This is a genomic window from Lentzea sp. NPDC058436 (genome assembly GCF_042721515.1).
GTDB lineage: Bacteria > Actinomycetota > Actinomycetes > Mycobacteriales > Pseudonocardiaceae > Lentzea.
The window spans coordinates 780345-804519 of record NZ_JBHXLF010000002.1 but is presented as its reverse complement, the minus strand read 5'-3'; the positions used below and the strand labels follow the sequence as shown (position 1 = coordinate 804519).

At 70.0% G+C, this 24175-nt stretch carries 1 protein-coding gene (running past one end of the window); it reads left to right on the top strand.

Annotated features, from left to right (window positions below):
* Positions 1-24175, top strand: the 3' portion of a protein-coding gene (locus ACFWN2_RS11075) for a hypothetical protein (protein ID WP_382426650.1). 5483 nt of this gene lie to the left of the window's left edge; only the last 24175 of its 29658 coding nucleotides appear in the window; its start codon lies off the left edge, out of view; it ends in the stop codon at positions 24173-24175.

The following is a 24175-nucleotide window of genomic DNA, read 5'->3' as shown; positions in this document are numbered from 1 at the left end:
CGCCGAGGTGCCGAGTCCGCAGACGCCGGTGGAGTCGAAGTCCCCGGCCCAGCAGGCCCCGGCCCAGCAGTCTCCTGCTTCGGTGGCACCTCCCGCCGTCACGACCCCCAGCACCAACGTCGAGACGAACACCGGCAGCGACGTCGAGTCCGACACCGAGTCTGACGGACCCGACATGAGCGGCGGCCTCTTCGGGTCCGACACCGAGTCCGACGGACCCGACATGAGCGGTGGCCTCTTCGGGTCCGACAGCGACGTCGAGACCAACACCGAAACCAACACCAACGCCGAAACCAACACCGGCACCAACGCCGAGAACGACGTCGAGTCCGACAGCGAGTCCGAAGGCCCCGACATGAGCGGCGGTCTCTTCGGATTCGACAGCGACGTCGAGACCAACACCGAAACCAACACCGAAACCAACACCAACACCAACACCAACACCGGCACCAACACCGGCGCCGAGTCCCGCAGCGACGTCGAGTCCGACAGCGACGTTTTCGTGGACGCCGAGTCCAACCGCGGCACCAACAGCGACGTCGAGTCCGACAACGACGCCTTCTTCGACGCCGAGTCCAACCCCGGCAGCGACCTGGGCGACGGCACCCGCAGCGCGCCCCCGGCGCCCGGCACCGACGTCAGGCCGAACGAGACGAACACGTCCGCGGACACCGACGCGCCGTCCCAGAACGCTCCCCAGACCACCCCCCAGACGACCCCGCAGAACAACGGACCGGCGCCGACCAGGGACGCACCGGCCAGCCCGCCGCCCGCGGCCCCGCCGGCACCTCCCGCTCCCCCGGCACCGCCCGCACCGCAGTCGAACCTGAACCCCGACGGCACCCGCAAGGACGTGCCGAAGGTCGGTGCGCCGCCGGCCGCGACGCCGCCCACCCCGGAGTCCCACAAGGGCAAGGACGTCCTCACCGACCAGTCGTGGCGCCACGACCCGGCCAGGACCGCGGACTGGTCCAACCCGAGCAACCCGGCCGACCGCAGCACCTGGGCCGACCGCCGCAACGACACCGACGTGCGGACGGTCAACCAGACCGTGCACGACGTCCGCACGGACAGCACGCCGTCGAACATCAAGTCGTACCAGGGCCTCATCAACTACGACCTGCGCCGCATCGAGACGTCCCCCGGCAACTTCGTGCAGGAGTACACCGTCAAGGTGCACATCGACCCTGCCGCGAACATGACGCCCGAGCAGATCGCGCAGGTCAAGGAGAACGCCACCAACGGCGTCAACAACCTGCTGAACCAGGGCCACCGGCTGCCCAGCGGTGACCAGTTCCACCTGAACCTCGAGTTCACCGACAACAAGGCCGACGCGCACACCAGCGTCAAGGTCGACCCGAACAACCCCAACCCGGACCAGACGCACTGGGGCGCCGACACGAGCCCCGAGGTCCTCGCGCACGAGACGCTGCACTACCTGGGCATCCCGGACGAGTACAAGGACTCGAGCCGCGTCTTCCAGCAGCACGACACCAACTCCGGCGTGCACCAGAACGACGGCGGCATGATGGGCGCCGACGTCCACCTGCCCGACCCCGGCATCCGGCCGCGCCACCTCTGGCTGATCGAGAACAACGCGAACAGCCAGGTCATGGTGCCCGACACCACGATCAACCCGGCCGGTCCGGCGACCGTGCCTCCGCCCGCGGACTGGACTCCCAAGCCCGCACCGGAAAGCGCACCGTCCACTCAGGACGTCAAGTCGGGTCCGGAGGTCGGCCCCGACGTGCAGACGCGGCCGATGCCCTCGGACACGCCGGGTCTGCCCGGCAGCTTCGACGTCGACTCCGACGTGGACGCCGACGTCCGGCCCAACAACCAGACGCACCTGCCGAACCTCGACAACGTCGGCCTGGTCGAGTCGGTGCTGCGCAGCGCCGCGTTCCAGGGCGTGCAGGTGCCGAACTCCTCGCCGCTGGTGGGCCTCAGCGACGTCCAGTCCACTGTGGACAACGTCCGCAACGACGTTCAGCAGAACCCGCAGAACCACAACCACGCCGGGCTGAACCCGCCCGCCCTGTCGAACTGGGTCGCGAGCCAGGTCTCCCCCGACTCGCTCGCGAAGTTCCACCCCGACCTCGAACCGAACACGCCCGGCCTCACCGCCGACGCCAAGGTCGACCAGTGGCGGGCGAACGTCGCGAACGACCTCGCGAACGGGTCCGGCAGGCGCTGGGACGTCGTGAACGCCGGCCTGAACACCGACGGCATGAAGCCGGGTGACGTGGACATGATCAACCACGTCACGCAGGAGGTGAAGACGAACGGCGCGCTGCCGTCGTCGGCCGACCTCATGAACCACGCCCTGCAGACGCCGTCGTGGGCCGACTCGCACGTCGGCTCGCACATTCCCGACACGATCGCGCAGTCGCTCGGCGTGCAGCTCGTCGTCGACAACAACGGCGTGCCGACCGTCCACGGCCCCGCGGGCGCGCCGCAGGTGCAGATCAACACGCAGAACGGCACGTTCGGCGCTCTCGGCGGCCCGACGCCGCAGGAGGTCCGGGCGGGCATGGAGGCCTGGCTCGCCGGCAAGTCCTCCGCCGAGGTCAACCAGACCATCGGCGACCTGTACAAGGGACGCCAGGACCTGGGCCTCTACACCGCGGCGCAGAACACCCAGCTGATCAAGCGCGCGGCCGCGCACCCCGGCGGTCCGCAGGTCTTCACGCAGGACCTGATGCAGCGCTCGGCGGACCTGCAGACGCGGATCGACGAGGCGAAGGCCCAGGGCTCCCGCAAGCCCGAGATCATGCAGTCGCCGAAGGAGCTCGCGCAGACGGCCGCGATCAAGGAACAGGTCGCGACGCTCACCGACCTGAAGAACAACACCGACAGCCAGATCAGGACCCTGAACGCCGAGGGTCCGCGGGTCGGCATGACCCACATCGTCGACACCCAGGTCGCGGGCCCGAACGCGGACAACCTCGCGAACATCCCGGCGAACATGCTCCCCCAGCTCGACGCCCACCTGACGCAGCAGATCACGGCGGCGGAGAACGCCGGGTTCGACGCCCAGAGCCTCAAGGACCTGCAGCAGCGCGTGCAGAACGAGGCGGACGTGCGCAAGGTGCTCAGCCACGCCTCGACGCGCGGCCTGGACGCGTTGACGACCCAGCTGGACGACGCCAAGGAGGCGTTGCAGAACTACCGCGACGGAAAGTCGGAGAACACCGGCGTCAAGGGCTTCCTGAGGGGCATGTTCGGCGGCGACGTCGACACCTCGGTCGACTTCGACCAGAAGATCGCCGACGCCGAGGCGCTGGTGAAGCAGACGGAGCAGAACCTGTCGTTCGTCGGCAACCCCGACTACGCCAACCGCTTCGACAAAGCCGCGGACATGCACGCGAACATCCAGGCCACGCAGGCCAAGATCGCGCAGATGAACGCGGACATCGAGGCACGCGCGGAACGGCTGCGCGACCTCGACGCCAGGACGCGGGAGTTCAACAACCGCCAGTTCGAACTGGCGCTGGAGCAGCGCCGCCAGGAGATGGCGGCCGAGGCCGCGGCCAACGGGCCGGACTCCGACGTGCAGTCGGATCTCGACGTGCAGTCGGACGTGGAGTCCGATGTGGACGCGAACTCCGACCTCGACGCGCAGTCCGATGTGGACACGCGGGCGAACGACAGCGGGCTCAACCCGCGGCAGGAGTTCGCGGCGTTCAGGGCCGAGCTCTTCGGCAAGACGCCCGCCGAGCTCGCCGACCTCAAGGCGCAGCACCGCAACGACCCGTTCCACGTGCAAGAGATCGACCAGATGTCCCGCAACCTGGAGATCGCGCAGAAGCCCGGCGGCATCCAGCAGCACCTGAGCGACCTCCAGACCGAGATCAACGAGTCGCACAGCAAGGCGAAGGACCTGAAGCACGTCACCGACGCGCTTCCGGACATGTTCAAGTCCGAGCTGCAGCGCACGGACCAGGCCCAGCGCCAGGCCGAGGTGCAGAACCTCAAGCAGCACCAGCAGCAGCTCTCCAACGAGCTGCTGACGCTGCAGTACGACCGCAAGGACGCGCTCACGACGTACGCGCTGAGCCTGCCCGACGACCTGAACGCCCCCGGCTGGCAGTCGGTGACGCCGCAGGACGTGGAGGTCCTCCAGGACCACGTCACGGACCTGATCCGCGACGCGCGGATCGGCGGCCGGCCGACCCCGGAGCTGGACAACCTCTACGGCCAGCTCCAGGACTTCCAGCTCCTGGACTCGGCGGTGCCCTACCGCCCGGAGACGCCTCCGGCCGACGTGGACGACGCCTCGTCGGTCCGCTCGGACGACGACGCGCCGGTCCAGCCGCGCGGCGACGTCCCGCCGGCCGGCACCAGGGACAACACCGCGGCCGACGCGAACCAGCAGGCCCAGCCCGCACCGGCGCCCGCTGTCCAGCCGGAACCGCGCCCGTTCATGCAGGACCCGGCGGCGCGGCCGGCGAACCCCGACGTGGACCTCGTCGTCCCCGGCGGCTTCGGCCCCGTCCAGGAGGGCACGTCGCCGCGGTCGTTCGCGGCGTCGCTGTACGGCCTGGACTCCGCGGCTCTGCGCGACATGCAGCAGAACCCGGCGTACTCCAACAACCCCGACCGCGCGGCCGCGATCCAGAACGCGCTCGACATCTCCCGCAACGCCGGTCCGCCGCACATCTACGACCAGCGCACGCAGATCGCCGAGCAGGGTCTCGCCAAGGCCAAGGCCGACAGCACCCGGTGGAACGCCGCCGACATGGTGCCCGACGCCTTCAAGACCCAGTCGATGCTGGACGACAGGGCGGCCCGCCAGGAGCGGGCCGGTCGCGACGTCCAGTGGCGGCAGAACCAGGTCGACCAGCTCACGGCCAACCGCGACGCGTCGCTCACCGCCCACGCGTTGCAGCTGCCTGCCGACACGAACGCGCCCGGCTGGCGTCAGTTCAGCGACGCCGACGTCGCGGCCGTGCAGGCCCACGTCGACCAGCAGATCCAGGACGCGCAGACCGGCGGGCACAACACCAGCCACCTCGAAGCCCTCCGGGACTTCACCCAGGAGGTCCAGCAGGCACGGCAGGACGCGGACACGCGCCCGGCACCGCCCGCTCCCGACGTGGACACGCGTCCCGCGCCGCCCGGACCCGACACGCAGACGCGGTCGGCCCCCGACGCGGACGCGAACACCAACGCCGACGTCGAGACCCGTCCCGCACCGCCGAAGCCGACGCCGAACCCGGTCATCCCGATGACCACCATGGCGCCGCAGCCGGTCGGCCAGGTCCCGAACACGAACCTGCCGAGCTTCTTCCAGGACAACAAGGCGCTCGGCTCGATCACGGCGACCGACGTGCGCGGCGCCGACGCCGTCGTGAACGAGATGCCCGGCCTCAAGGCGGACGACCAGGCGCGCATCAAGAACGCGCTGGAGAACGACTTCGAGACGTTCCTCGACGGCGGCCGCAACTTCCAGGTGAAGATCGGCAACGCCTGGTTCGAGGCGAACATCCGCGCCGAGATGCACGCGGACGCCTCCACGGACGTCAAGGCGGACGCCGACACCAAGGTCGACAAGAGCTACCAGGCCGGCGCGGCCACGGGCACGACGAACACCATCTCGACGTCCAACGACGTCGGCGGTTCGGCGACGGCCGGTGTCGCGATGGGCCCGTACGGCTCGCTGGGCGGCAAGGCCGCGCTCGCGACGCCCGCGGTCTCGCAGTCGACCAGCAACTCCGTCACCGAGGCGCGGGCGATCAAGGGATCGGACGACGGCTCGAAGAAGGCCACCGTCCCGGTCTCGTACGAGGTCACGCTCACCGACGCCAGCGGTGAGGTGAAGCAGTTCTCGACGCTGAGCACCGGCACGGACGTCACGCTGCAGATCCCGCAGGACCTCAGCTCGATCGTCGACTCCGGCAAGTCCTCGGGCACCGTCACCCCGACGGACGCCGAGTGGGGTGCCAAGGTCGAGAACGCGGTGCCGGAAGCCGTGGTGGTCAAGGACTCCGGCAAGGCGTTCACCGACGTCGCCTCGAAGCTGCACCCGTCGATCACGAAGGTCGGTTCGCCCGGCCGCGAGGTGCTGCAGAACTTCCTCAGCCCCACCTCGATCCGCAACAACATGCCCGCGATGCTCGGCGGCTTCGTCACGTCGCCCGACCTCGTCAGCCCGCACGCCAGCAAGGGCGGCGCGGTGCAGATGACCGCGACCCTCAAGGACGCGAAGCTGGTCGGCACCAGCGACAAGGCAGCACTGGACCTGAAGGACACCTCCGCCTTCGGCAGCAGTGTGTCCGCGTCCACCAAGACCGGGTTCGACGTCACCGCCGGTTTCGGCGGCAACATCGGCGTGCCCGGCCAGGTCGGCGGCACGGTCGGCGCCACCGCGACCTACTCCTCGCGCACCGCGGAGGGCGTGAACGCGGGGTCGAGCAGCAACCACAAGACCGGCATCGGCGTGAAGTCCGAGACCGGCCTGTACGAGGTCACGGCAGAGGTCGAGGTCCGCACGCCCTCCGGTGAGAGCGTGAAGATGGAGGTCACGACCCACATGCGCATGGGCCTCAACGAGGCCGGTGCGGTGGGTCTGCCGACCCCGGACGGCACCAGGAACTCCATCACCGACCCCGCCACCGCGGACACGAAGTACCTGCCGCCTTTCGTCGCCGACACGCTCGCCGCCGGCAACGCGAAGGTCGGCGAGTTCACGCCGGCCAACAAGGTGCAGGGTCAGGTCGAGGGCAAGCTGCGCGAGCTGCCCGGCTTCGAGAAGTTCCTGCCGAAGTGGAACAACCCGGACGCGAACCCGCGCAGCAGCAAGGGCCAGAGCTTCTCCAACGTCTCCGAGCAGCTCGCGAACCAGCGCAAGATCACGGCGACGCTCTCCCCCGCCGCGCTCAAGGCCAACATGGACAGCCTGCTCGGCCCTGGCGTCTCGGTGCAGCTGAAGAACTCCGGCACGACGACGAACACCTACGTGAACGTCACCGTGAAGGCCAAGCTCAGCAACCCGCAGCACCTCGGCAAGGCGGACGCGCACACCGTCAGCGACTCGACGACGACCGGCCCGAAGCTCGACGCCAACACCAGCACCACCAAGGGCTGGACCGGCGGTGTGCAGGGCAGGGCGAACATCCCGGTGAAGACCGGGGTCGCCGCGCTCAACCCGTCGCCGCAGGCCGGTGTGTCCTACAGCCACTCGTGGACGGACAAGACCTCGGCCGGACCGGCGGTCTCGGCCACGCAGTCGCAGTCCGGCAGCCCCGACTCGCAGGTGTTCTCGAACGACGTCGAGTTCGAGATCGAGATCACGACCTTCGAGCGCCCTCGCACGTGGGTGCGGTCGCTGACGCCCGGTGCGCCCGGCTACCAGTCGCCCGAGGTGAGCACGGTCGCCAAGACCGGCGCGGGCCTCGACAAGATCGACGGCAAGGTCAACCTGTGGGTGCAGGACGGCGCGACGCTCAAGGACAACCCCGGTGACGGTTTCAAGCCGGGTGACCCGACGTCGACCAAGATCGACGACTCTCCGTCCATCAAGGACATCTTGAGCCCGAAGGAAGCCCGGCCGAAGTCGCCGGAGTTCCTCAACGTCGAGGCCGTCGCGAACACGACGGAGCTGCGCGACCAGGCGATCGACGCCCTGAACCGCGCGGCGAAGGGCGACTCGGCGCTGACCACGCCGGGCACCGCGTCCCGCGCGCAGATCGACAAGATGTTCGCCCCGGAGAACATCAAGGCGAACCTGCAGCGGCTCATCGAGACCGGCGTGCAGGAGCAGGGCCTCAAGTACGACCGCCGCGTCACCGACCGTTCCGGCGCCATCGGCATGTCCGTGAAGCTGGGCGAGGCCAAGCTGGTGGCCATCTCGGACACCACCGGCACGGACAACTCGGTCAGCGGTGGTTACAAGGCCGGTGAGTCGTCCACGACGAGCCGGTCCGTCGACCTCACCGCCGGCATCAACGTGCCGGTGCGGCCGAACGTCACCCCGCCGCCCGCGGGCACGCCGACGAACCCGAGCGGGTCCGGCGGTGTCGCCGCGACCGCGAAGTTCACGCCGTGGTCGGACAGCAAGACCACGTCGAACGAGATCGGCGGCAACGTCGACCGCGGCAAGTCGACGTCGGGCGAGGCGCGGACCGTGCTGGTCCAGATCGACGCCGAGTTCACCATCGTCGGTGAGAGCCGCGCGGGGAACTTCCTGCACGGCGGCACGCCGAACGCCGAAGGCGTCACGGTGAACATGCCGAAGTCGGTGTTCGTGCGGGTGTCCGAGGACGTCGCGCGCGACCTGGGCGCGCTGCCCAAGGTCGAGTCGAGCGTGCCGAAGCCGGACTTCCCGAAGATGGCGCCGCCGTCGACGGTGGCGGCGAACGAGCCCGGCGCGCTGGGTCTGTCCAACGTGGAGTCGGTGCCGGACCTGTCCGGTGTCGTCAACAACCTCACGGCGGAGCTCTCGACGAAGACCAAGAAGTTCGGCAGCGACGCGCTGATCCCGGACTCGGTCCTCAAGGACTCGATGAGCAACCTGCAGCGCATCGTCGACCTCAACTCGCCGGCCAGCGTCAAGGCGATGATCGACAGCGCGATGGACGGCGGCGTCCCGCTGCTGGTGCACCAGCCCGGCACGTTCGGCAAGGACTCGTACCAGGTCACGTTGCGCGCCAAGGCGGGCACGCCGCAGTTCGACCAGGTGGTCAACGACGGCGTCGACATGTCGCACAACGTCGCCGGCTCCAGCAAGAACAGCGACGGCACGAGCCGCGGCACCGGATGGGGCGCCGGGCTGCGCGCACCGGGCCTCGCAGCGCCGGGCAGCGCGAACCCGAACGTCTCGGGCACCGCGGGTGTCGCTGCGGGCGTGAACATCGGTGGCAGCAAGAGCAGTTCGCTGACGACCGCGACCACCGAGGGCTTCGGCCACAACCGCACGGCGAGCGGACCGGCGGCGCAGTACACCGTGCCGGTCGAGTTCGAGCTCGTCGTCGAGAAGGGCTCCAAGGAGATCGCGCGGGCCGAGAGCGGCCCGCAGGAGATGAAGGTCCGCACGCACGCGGACAACCAGAAGATCGCCGGCGGCGCGAACCCGCAGCCGTACATGTCCGCGGCGAGCAGGCGCAGCAGTGACCTCGGCACCCCCGAGGCCGCGGCCGCGTTCCAGCAGGACCCCCGTGCCTCGCAGCTGCCGTCCAGCGCGTCGGTGGAGAACCTGCGCGGTGCCAAGGACCTGCGCGACGCCGCCGTGCGGGCGATGACGGAGGCGGGCGCGGGCAAGGGCCTGACCGGCAAGGGAACGGGCTCGCTCAACGCCCTGTTCTCCACGCTGAGCCCGGAGAACCTGCAGCCGCACCTGCCGTCGATGCTGTCCGGCCCGCTCGACGTGCCGGGTCTGAAGGAAGCGGCGCTGACGTTCGGTCAGGACGCCGACGTCAAGGTCTACGCGAAGCTGGTCAACCCGCAGCTCGGGTCGCTCAGCGACGACGTCAAGATCGAGAAGCCGCTCGACACGAGGTCGACCGAGATCTCCAGCGAGGCCAAGTCCTCCGAGACCGTGGACGTGGCGGTGGGTCTCGCGCAGGGCAGCGCGGCGATCAAGCAGGGTGACCCGACCGACACCGTCAACTTCGGCACCGGTGGTGTCGAGGGACGTCACGGGGGTGAGGACTCCTCCGGGGTGTCCGGCAACCCGTCGCAGTCCGCGTCCGGCGCGGTCAAGCCGAAGGACGCGTCGCGCACCGGTCTCGTGCAGTACGACGTCGAGTACCGCGTGGTGGCGACGATCGGCGGCAAGACCGGTGTCGTCGACCTGACGGTGCCCGGCTCCGCCGGCGTGCGCATGCCCGCCGCCGAGGTCGAGACGATGCTGAACCAGCCGTTCGGCGACTCGCTGAAGGACGCGCAGTCCGACGTCAAGAAGGCGGCCGACGACTGGCGGACCGCCGAGAAGGCCGTCGAGGACGCCCGGCACGACGCGCAGGACAAGATCAACGAGGCCGCGGCCGTCATGGCGCGGACCGACCAGCCGCTCGGCACCGCGTCGGTCGAGGCGAACACGGCGATCGGCACCCACCTCGCCGCCGAGGCCGACGTCACGCCGCTGCAGAACGCGTTCGACAACACGATCAGGGACGCGGGGCAGACCCGTGCCACGATCCAGGACCTCAACGCCCAGGTCGTGTCGCTGAGCCAGGACGCGCAGGTGGCCGACAACGCGGTCGCCGACGCCGAGGTCAACGGTGCTCCCCAGGCCGAGATCGACCGGCTCACGCAGGAGGCCGACGCGGCGCACAACGCGCTGGCCGACGCCCAGCAGCAGGTCACCGACGCACGGGCGGAACTCGACGCCCAGCGCCGGGCCGCCACCGACGCCCGCACCGACCTCAAGGCGCAGCAGGACGTCGCCGCCGAGGCCGCCGCGGCCCGCGCCGAGGCCGAGGCCGCGCGCCAGAAGCTCGTCGACCAGCAGACGGCCGCCGAGAAGGTCATCAAGGACGCGGAGACCAAGCTCGACAAGGCCCGGACCGAGGCGAACACCAAGCAGCAGACGTGGTGGGACGCCAAGACCAAGGTCGACGGCGAGATCGACTCGTTCAACAACCCGCCGCCGCCCGTCCCGCCGAAGGACGGCCCGGTCACCACCCCGACGCCCCCGCCGGCGACGGACGGCACGACCAGCGGCACGTCCGCGAACACGAACACCACGACGGACCCGAACGCGGGCCAGAAGCCGCTGCCGGCCCTGCCGCCGCAGGACTCGTCCGTCGCGGAGAGCAGCAGGAGCGGTGCCGAGACGAACTCGTCCCGTCCCGCTCCCGCGAGCACCGACACGCAGCAGAAGAACGTCCGCGCGGGCGGTGCGCCGCCCGCCATGACGCCCCCGACCGCGGAGTCGCACAAGGGCAAGGACGTCCTCACCGACGAGTCGTGGCGGCACGACCCGGCGAAGACCGCCGACTGGTTCAAGCCGGAGACGCCCGCGGACCGCAGCACCTGGGCGGACCGCCGCAACAACACCGACGTGCGGACGGTCGACGTCGTGGTGCACGACATCCGCACCGACAGCACGCCGTCGAACCTGAAGTCCTACCAGGGCCTCATCAACTACGACCTGCGCCGCATCGAGACCAGCCCCGGCAACTTCGTGCAGGAGTACACCGTCAAGGTGCACATCGACCCTGCCGCGAACGCCGACCCCGCGGTCGTCGCCCAGGTGAAGGAGAACGCCGCCAAGGGCGTCAACTCGTTGCTGAACCAGGGCTACCGGCTGCCCAGCGGTGACCAGTTCCACCTGAACCTGGAGTTCGTCGACAACAAGGCCGACGCGCACACCAGCGTCAAGGTCGATCCGGACAACCCCAGCGTCGACCAGACGCACTGGAACCCCACGACCAGCCCCGAGGTCCTCGCCCACGAGACGCTGCACTACCTGGGCATCCCGGACGAGTACAGCGACAAGTCGCGGGTCTTCCAGCAGCACGACACGAACTCGGGCGTGCACAAGAACGACGGCGGCATGATGGGCGCCGACGTCCACGGCAAGGAGCCGGGCCTGCGCCCGCGGCACCTGTGGCTGGTCGAACGCACGGCCACGAGCCAGGTCATGGTGCCCGACACCACGATCAACCCCGCGGGCCCCGCCACCGTGCCGCCGCCCGCCGGCTGGACCCCGAAGCCGAACGCGGACACCACGACGAACCCGGTCGGCACCACGAACTCCACCGGACCGGAGGTCGTGGGCGACACGCGGCCGGTGAAGCGCGACCGCAGCCCGGAGAGCGACAACGGCGTCAAGGCCGACGACCGCACCACCAAGAAGAAGCCGGAATCGGACCGCTGGACCAACACCGAGGCCGGCCCGAGCACCCAGAACACCGACGGGATGGAGGTCGACTCCGACTCCGACGGTGACGTCGACATGGAGCCGCGGGGCGACGGTCAGGTCGCCGACCTCACCTCGGCGTTCGGCAGCCTGTCGCTGGGCAAGGTCGACTTCAAGTACAACAAGGCGTTCGAGGACCTCGCGAGCGGCCCGCTCGACGTGCCGGACAAGGCGACCTACCTCGACAAGCTCAAGAGCAACGTCGAGAACGACGCCCCGCCGTCGTTCGTCGTCAACATGATCGTCAGCCACGACCAGCTGGGTGACATCGAGAGCGTCATCAACGCCGTCACCGCCGACGCCGGTGACCTCAAGAACAACATGGTGTTCGTCATCGGCGTGAACGGCCGTCAGGGCGACAGCGGCGTCGACATGGACGCCAACATCGCGCAGGCGAACAACTCCGTCGCGACGCGCACCGAGCCGATCGCGCTCGTTCCGCTGGGCAAGCTCCCCGCCGACGGGGCGTTCCCGTACGGCAAGATGCGCAACGAGACGATGCACAGCTCTGCCACCAAGTTCGCGGTCAGCGCGCTGAACGGCAAGGGCACGCACCCGTACCTGTCCATTCAGGACTTCGACTCCGGGTCGCGCAGGGTGCCGTCCGACACGGACGTCTTCAACCACTTCAACCAGACGCTGCACTCGCCGGAGACCGGCCCCGTCCGCCCGCTCCTGTACGCGGGCGGCTACCGCGTCGGCGACACCACCGCACTTCTCACCGACGTCGAGAGCCGCCGCCAGAAGGAGCAGGCGAAGCTCGACGCCGACACCAAGCTCAAGCCCGCGCAGAGGGCCGAGAAGCAGCGGCAGCTGGACCTGGTGGCCGACCACCTCAAGCCGGAGAACCAGGCCGCGTTCGTCGAGAAGTTCGAGCAGGCGATGCGCGACGACATGGACGCGCGCGTGCGGCAGGGTGCCTCGGCGCCGTTGCTGCCGTACCTGCCGGAGCCCAACCTGTTCATCGACGCGAACGTGCCGATGGTCGACCCGTCGGTGCGGTTCAGCGACGCCGAGGCCGAGTTCAACGGCCTGGGCAAGTCGATGAACGAGTTCGCCGGCAAGGAGATCGCCGAGATCCACACGACGAAGCTGCCCAGGCCCGAGCTCAACGCGGACCTGCTCGCCACCAAGGCGCAGGTCGAAGCCGACATCAGGGAGCAGGGCGGCAGGCCGAGCGCCGGCCAGGCCAGGGTGCTGGCCCAGGTCGACGCCGAGATCGCGGCGAACGAGAAGTTCGTCAGGGGCAACGCCGAGTTCGAGGCCGCGGTCACCGCCGTCGCGGTCGAGTCCGGCATCGAGGTCGACCTGCAGACCAACCGCAACCCCTACCGCGGCCAGACCTTCTCGACGGACTTCGTGGGCGGCGCCGTCGGCACCGACCTGTCCCGCATCGCGCTCGACTTCGCGATGAACGACGGCAAGTCGTGGGCGCAGTCGCACGTCGACCTCAAGACCGTGCCGAACCGGACCTTCGGCGGCGAGCCGGGTCAGGCGTCGAAGGCGGCCAAGGCCGAGATCAGGGCCTCGGACATCCGCGGCGAGTTCCAGGACGGCAAGCCCCAGAAGGACGGCACGCCGAACGCCAAGAACAAGCCGCACGTCCAGCGCGAGTCGCAGCAGCGCATCGACCACCGGTACGTCCGCGACGAGACCACCGGCAAGATCACCGACGTCAGGACCGGCGGCTGGGCCCCGTCGAGGGTCGACTCCCTCAAGCTCGGCTGGGAGGACAAGAACACCCTCAACTACGGCATCTCCAAGGAGATCCCGGGTCACGGCCGCATGGGCGTCGACCCGCAGACCGACGCCACCACGCAGTACCCGCCGCCCAGGCAGAAGCCGGAGAAGGGCGAGCTGCCGTACCGGACCGAGGCCGAGCTCGGCCACATCGTCCCCACGGCCAAGCAGCAGAAGATGGCGACAGTGCTGAACATGGCGCTGTCGGACAACAACAGCAACGTCACCCGCACGTTCGGACTGCTCCAGCACGGCATCGCGCCCAACGTCGCGCCGCCCCGCGCCGACGGCGTGTTCAACGCCGTGAGCCAGGCGCTGACCAACGAGGCCGCGGCCAAGCCGAGGGGCAGGGGCAAGGCCCCCGCGATCCCGACCCCCGTGGACCTGCGCACGGGCACGATCCAGCAGGGCGCGATCGCGTCGACGAGCGTGACCACGCAGATCGCGCGGTTCCGCCAGGAGCACGGCCTGGAGAACGGCCACCTGGTCAACTCGTTCATCGAGCCCAGGCCCACTACTCCGCTCCCCGGCCACACGGTGCCGACCCCCGACCGCTCGGCCTCGCCGTCCCCCGAGCCGTACCGGCCCGACACCGCCGAGATCGAGAAGTCCGCCAGGGCCGAGGACCTCACCGTCCAGCTGCTCGCCACCGAGCTGAACCGGCCGATCGTGGTGCACAGCCCGGACGGGTCCACCGTGACCGTCCAGCCGTTGCACGACCTCAGGCCGGAGGTCCAGGAACACTCCACGAAGACCGACAGGGCCAAGGCCGAGAAGTGGAAGGCGCCGAAGACCGGCGCCGAGCTGCACATCGACCGCCGGACCACCGACAACGGCAAGTCGACCTTCAGCCCGCACGACGACCGCGGCGAGGGACCGTCGCACCGCGGTGCGCCGCCCGCGCAGTCCACTCAGGACGCTCCGGCGTGGACCCCGCCGGAGAGCTCGGTCGAGACCCGTCCGGCGCCTCCCAACCCGGTCATCCCGATGGTCGAGCTGAACCCGCGGCCCGTCGGCCAGGTCATGCCGGCCTCGCAGTCGCTGCCGGAGTTCTTCCAGAAGAACAAGGCGCTGGGCACGATCGCGCCGACGGACGTGCGGGGCGCCGAGAACGTCACGAACGCGATCGAGAACCTCAAGCCGGCCGACGCCGCCCGCATCCAGCAGGCGATCAAGGGCGACTTCGAGTCGTTCCTCGACAAGGGCCGCAACTTCCAGGTCAAGATCGGCAACACCTGGTACGAGGCGAACGTCCGCGCGACCATGCACGCGCAGACGGACGTGGCACCGGACGTCCAGGCGGGCGTCAAGGTCGACGCGACCGCGCAGTCGGGCAACACGTCCTCGACCGCGCACACCGTCGCCACGGCCAACGACATCGGCGGCGCCGCCACGGCCAGTGCCGGGTACGGCGCGTACGGCTCGCTGGGCGGCAAGGCGCAGCTGGCCACGCCGGCGCAGACGCAGAGCACCTCGACGTCGCTCACCGACCAGCGGATCATCCGCGCGGGCGAGGGGTCGACGCAGGCGGTCGTCAACGTCTCGTACGACATCACGCTGACCAACCCCGGTGGCAGCCTCAAGCCGGTCGCCACCGTGGACGGCGACGTCACGCTGCAGATCCCGAACGACCTCGCCAAGATCACGGGTTCCGGCAAGACGTCCGACGTGGAAACCCCGGCGGACACGGACTGGGCGAAGCTCGAACACCCCGCTCCCGAGGCCGTGTCGGTCGACAACCCGTACAAGGCGTTCGACGACGTCGCCCGCGACCTGCACCCGTCGATCGTCAAGATCGGCTCGCCCGGCCGTGAGGCGCTGCAGAACTTCCTGAGCCCCACGGAGATCCGCAACAACCTCGGCGCGATGCTCGGCGGCGCGTACGTGACGTCGCCGGACCTCATCAGCCCGCACGCCAGCAAGGGCGCCGCAGTGCAGATGACCGCGAAGCTGAAGACCGCACGGCTCGTCGGCACGCTCGACACCGGTCAGCTCCGCCTGCACGAGACGTCGGCGCACAGCAGTGGCGTGTCGTCGACGACCAAGTCCGGTGGTGACGTCAACGCCGGTCTCGGCTTCAACGCCGGCCTGCCGAACGTGGTGGGCGGCCAGGTCGGCGGCACCGTCGGCTACTCGGCCCGCACCGCGGAGAACGTCAACGCGGGCATCAACACCGCGCACAAGAGCGGCATCCAGCTCAAGGGCGACACCGGTCTGTACGAGGTGACGGCCGACGTCGAGGTCCGCACGCCGAAGGGCGTCGTCACGGTCCCCGTCACGACCTACATGCGCGTCGGTCTGCCCGAGGCCGCCCACGCGGGGATGCCGACGCCGGAAGGCACGCGCAGCTCCATCGTCGACGAGTCCAACAAGGGCAAGAAGTTCGCTCCGCCCTACATGAGCGACGCGATCGCGACGGGCAACGCCAAGGTCGGCGAGTTCGCGGTCGCCTCGCAGGTCCAGACGCAGGTCGAGGACGCACTGCGGGACATCCCCGGGTTCGCCAAGTTCCTGCCGACCTGGAACGACTCGTCGGTGAACCCGCGAAGCAGCAAGGGCAAGAACTTCGCCGACGTCGCCGAGCAGCTCGCGAACCAGCGCAAGCTGACCTCGCAGCTCTCCCCCGCGGCGTTGCGGACCAACATGGACAGCCTCATGGGTCCCGGCGTCCAGGTGCAGCTGAAGAACAGCGGCACGTCCACCAACACCTACGTCAACATCACGGTCAAGGCGAAGGTCACCGACCCGAAGCACCTCGGGCAGGCCGACGCGCGCAACGTCCGCGACGCGTCGTCCACCGGCCCGAAGCTCGACAGCTCCTCCAGCACCACCAAGGGCTGGAGCGGCGGTGTCGAGGGCAAGGTCGTGATCCCGGGCGAGACCAAGATCGCCAAGCTGAGCCCGGCGCCGCAGCTGGGCGTCAAGTACAACCACGCCTGGACGGACAAGACCACCGCCGGGCCGACGGTCAACAGCACGTCGCTCAGCGTCGGCAGCCCGAACGCCCAGGTGTTCCGCGGTGACGTCGAGTTCGAGGTCGAGATCACGACGTTCACCCGGCCGCGGGCCTGGGTGCGGCGGGTCGTGCCCGGCGCTCCCGGTTTCCACTCGCCGGAGCAGACCACGGTCGCGAAGACCGGCGACACCAAGCTCCCGCGCCTCCAGGGCGAGGTCAACCTCTGGGTGTCGGACAGCTCCACCTTGGACGACAACCCCGGCAAGGGCTTCGAGCCGGGCAAGCCGGAGACGAAGACGCTCGCGGACGCTCCGTCCGTCAAGAAGCTCCTCAGCACGAAGCCGAAGGAGAAGGCGCCGGAGTTCCTGCACGTGGAGGCCGTCGCGAACACGACGGCGCTGCGCGACCAGGCCGTCGACGCGCTCAACCGCGCGGCCGGTGGCGACTCGGCGCTCACCGTGCCGGGCACGGCGTCCCGCGCCCAGATCGACAAGATGTTCTCCCCGGAGAACATCAAGGCGAACCTGCGCACGCTGACCCAGACCGGCATCCAGGAGCAGGGCCTCAAGTACGACCGGCGGGTCACCAACCGCACCGGCGCGATCGGCGTGAAGTTCGGGCTGAGCAACCCGAAGATCGTGTCCATCTCGGACGACACCGGTACCGAGAACGCCAGCACCGGTGGCTACAAGGCCGGCCAGTCGTCGACGACGAACCGGTCGGTCGACATCACCGGCGGCATCAACGTGCCGATCAAGCCCAACGACCCCGCGCCCCCTGCCGGCGAGCCCACGCCCACCAGCGGTGCCGGTGGCTTCGCGGTGGCCGGCAAGGTCACGCCGTGGTCGGACTCGAAGACCTCGGGCAAGGAGGTCGGCGGCAGCCACGACCGCAACTACGTGACGCCCTCCGGCGGCCGCACCGTGCTGGTGCAGCTGGACGCCGACGTCACCGTGGTCGGCGAGAGCCGTGCGGCGAACTTCATCGCCGGCACCACGCCGAGGTCCGAGGGCGCGACCGTCACCCTGCCGAAGTCGGTCTTCGTGCGGGTGACCGAGGACGTCGCCAGGGACATGGGCCTGCTGCCCGACGTGCAGCCGAAGGTGGACAAGCCCAAGTTCCCGGAGATGGCGCCTCCGGCGACGGTGGCGGCGAACGAGCCGAGCGCACTCGGTCTGTCCACTGTGGAGAGCGTGCCGGACCTGTCCGACGTCGTCGAGAGGCTCTCCGCGGAGGTCAACCAGAACACGAGGAAGCGCTTCGGCGACCCGTTGCTGCCGGACTCGGTGCTCAAGGACTCGATGAGCAACCTGCAGCGCCTGGTCGACTTCAGCTCGCCGGCCAGCGTCAAGGCGATGATCGACAGCGCGATGGACGGCGGCGTCCCGCTGCTGGTGCACCAGCCCGGCACGTTCGGCAAGGACTCGTACCAGGTCACGTTGAAGGCCAAGGCGGGCACGCCGGAGTTCCAGAACGTCGTGAACGACGGCGTCGAGATGGAGTCGACGATCACCGGCTCGCACAAGGTGACCGACGGCCAGGGCCGCGCCACGGGCTGGGGCATCGGCCTCAAGGCGCCGGGCCTCGCGTCGCCGGGCAGTGCGAACCCGAACGTCTCCGGCACCGCCGGCGTGATCGCGGCCGGGAACATCGGGCAGTCGACGAGCAGTTCCGTCACCACCTCGACGACCGACCAGCAGTCCAGCTTCCGCGCGGGCAGCGGACCGGCGGCGCGCTACACCGTGCCGATCGAGTTCGAGCTCGTCGTGGAGAAGGGCGACAAGGTCGTCGCGAACCAGGCCAGCGGCCCGCAGAACATGACCGTCCGCCTGCACGCGGACAACCAGAAGGTCGATGGTGGCGCGGCAAGGCAGCCGTACGCCAAGGAACAGCACTCCCGGACTCCTGACCAGGGCTCCGCGGACGCGATCACCACGTGGCAGCAGGCGGGCAGCCCGTCCGCGTTGCCGCAGGGCGCGTCGGTGGAGAACCTGCGCGGTGCCAAGGACCTGCGCGCGGCGACTATCCAGGCGTTGCAGGACGCGGGTGCGAAGAAGGGCCTGACCGGCAAGGGCACGGGCTCGCTCAACAGCCTCCTGGCCACGCTCAGCCCGGAGAACCTGCAGCCGCACCTGCCGTCGATGCTGTCCGGCCCGTTGTCGGTGCCGGGCCTGCACGAGGCGGCGCTGACGTTCGGGCAGGACGCGGACGTCAAGGTGTACGCGAAGCTGGTCGACCCGACGCTGGGCTCGCTCAGCGACGGCGTGGCTCTGGAGAACCCGAAGACGCAGATCACCGCGACCAGCACGGACTCGAAGGTCACCGAGACGGGCGACCTGTCCGTCGGCTTCGCGACCGGCGGCGCGGGGATCAAGCAGAACACCGATCCCAAGGACAACGTCAACTTCGCCACGAGCGGCCTGGAGGTGCGGCACGCCGGTGAGGACGCCACGGCGAACTCCGGCGGCCAGACCGACAACAAGGTCAACAACCTCAAGCCGAAGGCCACGACCGGCCTGGTGCAGTTCGGCGTCGAGTACCGCGTGGTGGCGACGATCGGCGGCAGGACCGCCGTGGTCGACCTGTCCGTGCCGAACTCGGCCTCGGTCCGGATGCCCACGTCCGACGCGCAGAACGTGCTGGGCAAGAACTTCAGCCCCGAGCTGACGTCCGCCCAGGCCGAGGTGAAGGCCGCCGCGGACGCGTGGCGCACCGCCGAGATCGAGGTCGACACCAAGCGCCACGACGCGCAGAAGGTGATCAACACCGCGGCCGCCGCGCTCGCCAGGAGCGACTCCTCGCTCACGCCCGCCCAGCGCACGTACAACAACGCGGCCGACGTGGTCGAGGCCGAGGGGCGCACGCTCGACGGGCTGAAGGCCACGGCGGAGACCGCCAGGGTCGAGTTCCAGCAGACGGTCGACGCGATCAACTCGCTGTCGCCCGAGGTCGGTGGCCTCGGCGCGCTGGCGATGACCGCCCGGTTCGAGGTGGACGACGCCAGGTCGGACGTCGAGACCAAGGCGGAGGCGGTGCGGACGCTGGAGAACCGGCTCACCGCGACGCCCGGCGACGCGAACCTGCAGGCGCAGCTCACCACCGCACGTCAGCAGCAGACGGCGGCCGAGACCACCCTGCGGACCGCGGAGACCACGTTCAACGGCACGCAGACCCGCCTGCAGGAGACGCAGCGTCGCCTCGAAGAGGCCAAGGCCGCTGTCGACGGCCGGCGCACGGAGGCCAACAACCGCCGTGCGGCCGTCACCACGCAGGAGCAGGTCGTCGCTCGGGCCGAGACCACCCGCCTCACGGCCAGGGCCGGTCTCGACCAGGTCGAGGCCCAGGTCGAGAACGACCACGCGACGCAGAAGGCGCTCGTCACGGCGGCCGAGACCGACCTGGACAACGCCCGCCGGGCAGCCGACGGCCGTCAGCAGGAGTGGTGGGAGAAGAAGAAGGTCGTCGACCAGCGGATCACCGACTACAACACCCCGCCGTCGTCGTCCACTCCCCCGCCGCCTCCTCCGCCTCCGCCGCTGCCGCCGGCCCCGCCGGTGACGCGGTCGGTGCCGCCCGCCGAGGTGTCCTCGTCCAGCGAGGCCTCGACGAGCAACGACGTGCGGTCGCGTCCGGCGCCGCCTCCCCCGTCGTCCAGCGTGCAGTCGCCCGTCGACTCCACTGTGGACTCCTCGGCGGAGGTCGCCCCGCAGACGGAGACCGACGTCCAGCTCGCGGCGCTGACCGAGAACGCGATGGCGAACGCCTCGGACTTCGCGAAGTCCGTCGAGGCCGGGCTGAAGGCAGACCCGCGCAGGTTCGTGCACTCCGAAGCCGGTCTGCACCTGCTGCACGCCTCGGTGGTGCTCGACACCAGGACCGACCAGATCGCCGAGCTGATCAGGACGCACGGCGTGCAGGAGGTCGCGGCGTCGTTCAACAAGGCGTTCGACCGGCCCTACGTCGAGGACGCGCAGCTCGCGCAGTTCGCCGACCTGTCCAACCCGGACAACCGGGCGAAGTTCGACGACTGGGCGCACCAGCTGTGGAACACCGTCAGGGAGTCCGACGCGCTGAAGTCGGACGCCGACAGGGTCGCGGACCTCTTCAACCACGACAAGGGTTACAACCGCGGCTTCAACATGGTCCAGGAGGCGGCGCTCGCCGAGGTCATGCCGACCCCGGAGCTGACCGACGCCATCGCCACCACCCCGGTCTGGGGCACCGACCTCGACGACCAGGCGATGTGGGCCCAGACGGTCCTCGGCAAGGCGAAGATCATCCCGGCGGGGCAGCCCGTCAGCCCTGACGTGTTCACGCAGGCCGCCGCCGCCAACCGCGGCGCTCTCGGGACCGCGCTGGGCTTCCCGCTCACCGACGCGAAGATCACCGAGCTGCGGGAGGAACTGCAGGACCAGGGAATGGTCACGGGGACGCGTCCGGCACCGCAGCCGCCGAACGCACCGTCCACGGACGCGCCCTCCACGGAAGGCACCACGTCCGACGCCGAGAACGAGGCACCCCGGCAGGTGCCGGACGTCGTGGTGCGCAGCCACCTCCAGGCCCTGACCGACGACGCGATGACGACCGCCTCTCCCCTGGCGAACCAGGTGAGGGCGGCGCTGACCGACAACCCCGGCACGTACCTGCACGCCGAGTCGGGCCTCAACCTGCTGCGGGCGTCGGTCGTGCTCGACACCAGGACCGACGACGTCGCCACGATGATCCAGCGGCACGGCGTCGAGCAGGTCGCGCGGGCGTTCAACAGCGAGTTCGGCCGCCCGATCATCGAGACCGCTCAGATCGCGCAGTTCGGCGACCTGAGCACGCAGGAGAGCAGGACCGCGTTCGAGGGCTGGGCGCACCGGATGTGGGAGACGGTCGGCAACACGCCGTCCTACGACGGGAACCTGGACAAGCTCGTCTCCGACGTCTTCAACCACGACAAGGGCTACAACCGCGGCACGAACTTCGCGCAGGACGCGGCGTACGCGGACCTGGTGGGCGCACCGCCGCTGGCCGACGCCATCGCGAGCACCCCGCAGTTCGGCACCGACCCCTATAACCAGGGCCTCTGGGTGCACAAGGTGCTGGGTGACGCGAAGGTCATCCCGTCGAACTCTGCCGTGAGCCCCGAGGCGTTCGCCCAGGCGGTCGACGACCACCGCGCCGAACTCGAAGAGGCACTCGACGTCGAGTTGACGCCGGAGCTGGTCGTCACGCTGACGGCGGAGCTGCAGGAAGGCGGCCTGGTCACCGAGGCCCCGGCTGCGGCGCCGGTGGTGTCCGATGTGGACACGGCCGCCGAGTCCGTGGCCGAGACCGCAGTGCAGGACGACGTGGCCGAGCACTCGGTGCAGGACGACGTTGCTGAAAGCTCCGTGCAGGACGACCACTCGGCTGACCGCGACCGGTCCGCCGAGCCCGCCCTCCCGCCGGCCCCTGCCCCGCTCCCCGAGGCCGAGGCCCGTCTCCTCGAACTGACCGACGACGCCGTCGACAACCACGCCACCCCGCTGATGTCGCAGGTGAAGGCGGAGCTGGAGGGCAAGCCGGGGAGCTACCTCGACCACGAGGCCGGGCTGCACCTGCTGCGCGCGTCGGTGGTCCTGCACACCCGCTCCGACGAGATCGCGGCGTTGATCGACGAGCACGGCCTGGACGCCGTCACGAAGGCGTTCAACGACCAGTTCAAGCGGCCGATCATCGAGGCCGAGCAGCTCGCCGCGTTCGTGGACGACCCTGGCCACGGCAAGTTCGGCGACTGGTCGCACCAGCTGTGGAACACGCTCGAAGGCAGCCCGACCTACTCGGCGGACCCGGCCAGGATCGCCTCCGAGGTCTTCGACCACGAGAAGGGTTACAACCGCGCGTTCAACATGGCGCAGAAGACCGCCATCGTGGACGTGACGGGCGCGCCACCACTGGCCGACTCGATGATCGAGGTCAAGCTCAAGGGCCCGGGCACGGCCAACCAGGCGATGTGGGTGCAGGAGGTGCTCGCCAAGTCGAAGCTGGTCCCCGACGGCCTCATCAGCCCCGAGGTGTTCACGCGGGCGGCCACGGACAACCGGGCGGAACTGGGCGAGGCGCTCCACGTCGAACTGACGCCGGAGCTGATCACCACGTTCAGGGAGAACCTGCAGGCGTACGGCATGGTCGAGGAGCCGGACGCGGAGCCGTCCGCGCCGCCGGTGGACGCGCCCGTGTCCCACCAGCCGCCCGCCGACCCGAGCCCGTTGCACAGCACCGAGGCGAGCGCGGCCTGGTTCGACCCGCGCGACCCCGTGTCGTCGCAGGCGATCCTGGACGCCCGCGCCACGACCCCGGCCACGAGCTGGGTGCGCGGTGAGGACGGCGGTGTCCTCGACTCCACCAAGGTCGGCCCGAACGGCATCGCCATGAAGGCCTGGCGCGGCCCGATCGCCTACGACAGCCGCGTCATGGTCGTCGACGGCGTGCCGGTGCGGGACTTCACGGTCCGGCTGCACCTCAACGGCGGCGACGCCGACGTCCGGCAGCGCACGCTCGCGGGTGTCGAGGAGCTGTACAACCAGGGCTACCGGCTGCCGGACGGCGAGCAGTTCCACGTCACGGTCGAGTTCACCGACGACCCGGCCGACGCGCACGCGACGATCGACGTCACGAACGACCCGAACGGGCGGGCCAACCAGCTCACCTGGCCCTCGCACACCGACGCGCGGCGCCTGGCGCACGAGGTCGGGCACTTCGTCGGGCTGCGCGACGAGTACCTGGAGCCCGGCGAGGTCAAGCCGATCTTCCAGCACGAGGACGGCCGGGGCCGCGTCGTCAACGACAACACCCCCATGACCTCGGGTATCGACAGGGCCGACGCGAGGCTCAAGCCGCGGCACCTGCAGCTGGTCGAGGAGCGGATGAAGGCGCTGCAGTCGCACAACAGGCCGCAGCCCGAGGTCGCGGAGCGGTCGGACCTGCCCGCGCCGAACACGTGGAACCCGCCGGCCGACGTGGAGAGCCAGCCCGGCACGCCGCAGCAGAACTGGACGCACCCGGCCGTGGCCGCGCCGGTCGAACAGGTGCAGGAGCAGGTCGTCGCGGCACCCGAGCCGGCGGCGCCCGACCACCTCACCACCACGCAGCGGCAGTTGCGGTACCTCAACGAGAGCGTGCTGGTGCGCCAGCCCGTCCCGCCGGTGACGGGCAACGGCCTGTACGCCGTCGTCGGGCAGGCCCGCGGCGTCGACCCGGTGGCGCTGCGCCAGCAGGTCGTCAGCCTCGCGGCCACGCACCAGGCCGTGACGAAGGCCGTCGCGGACTACTCCGCTGGCCGGCCGATGCACCAGGGCCACCTGTACGGGGCGCTGGTGGAGAACCTGAACTGGCGCATGCACAGCGACCCCGCCGAGAACAACGGCTTCTACAACGCCCGTGACCTGCTCGGACACCTGATCGCGACCCAGCAGGGCGTCAACGTCAGGATCCACCAGGCGGGCCGCGAGCCGGAGCTGCTGCGCCCGATGGGACCGCCGTTCCCCGACACGGTCGAGGTCGAGCTGGTGCTCGAAGGCGGCCAGGTCACCTACCGGCCGTACCAGCCGCCGGGAGGGGTGCAGCCGGACGTGCAGATGCATTAG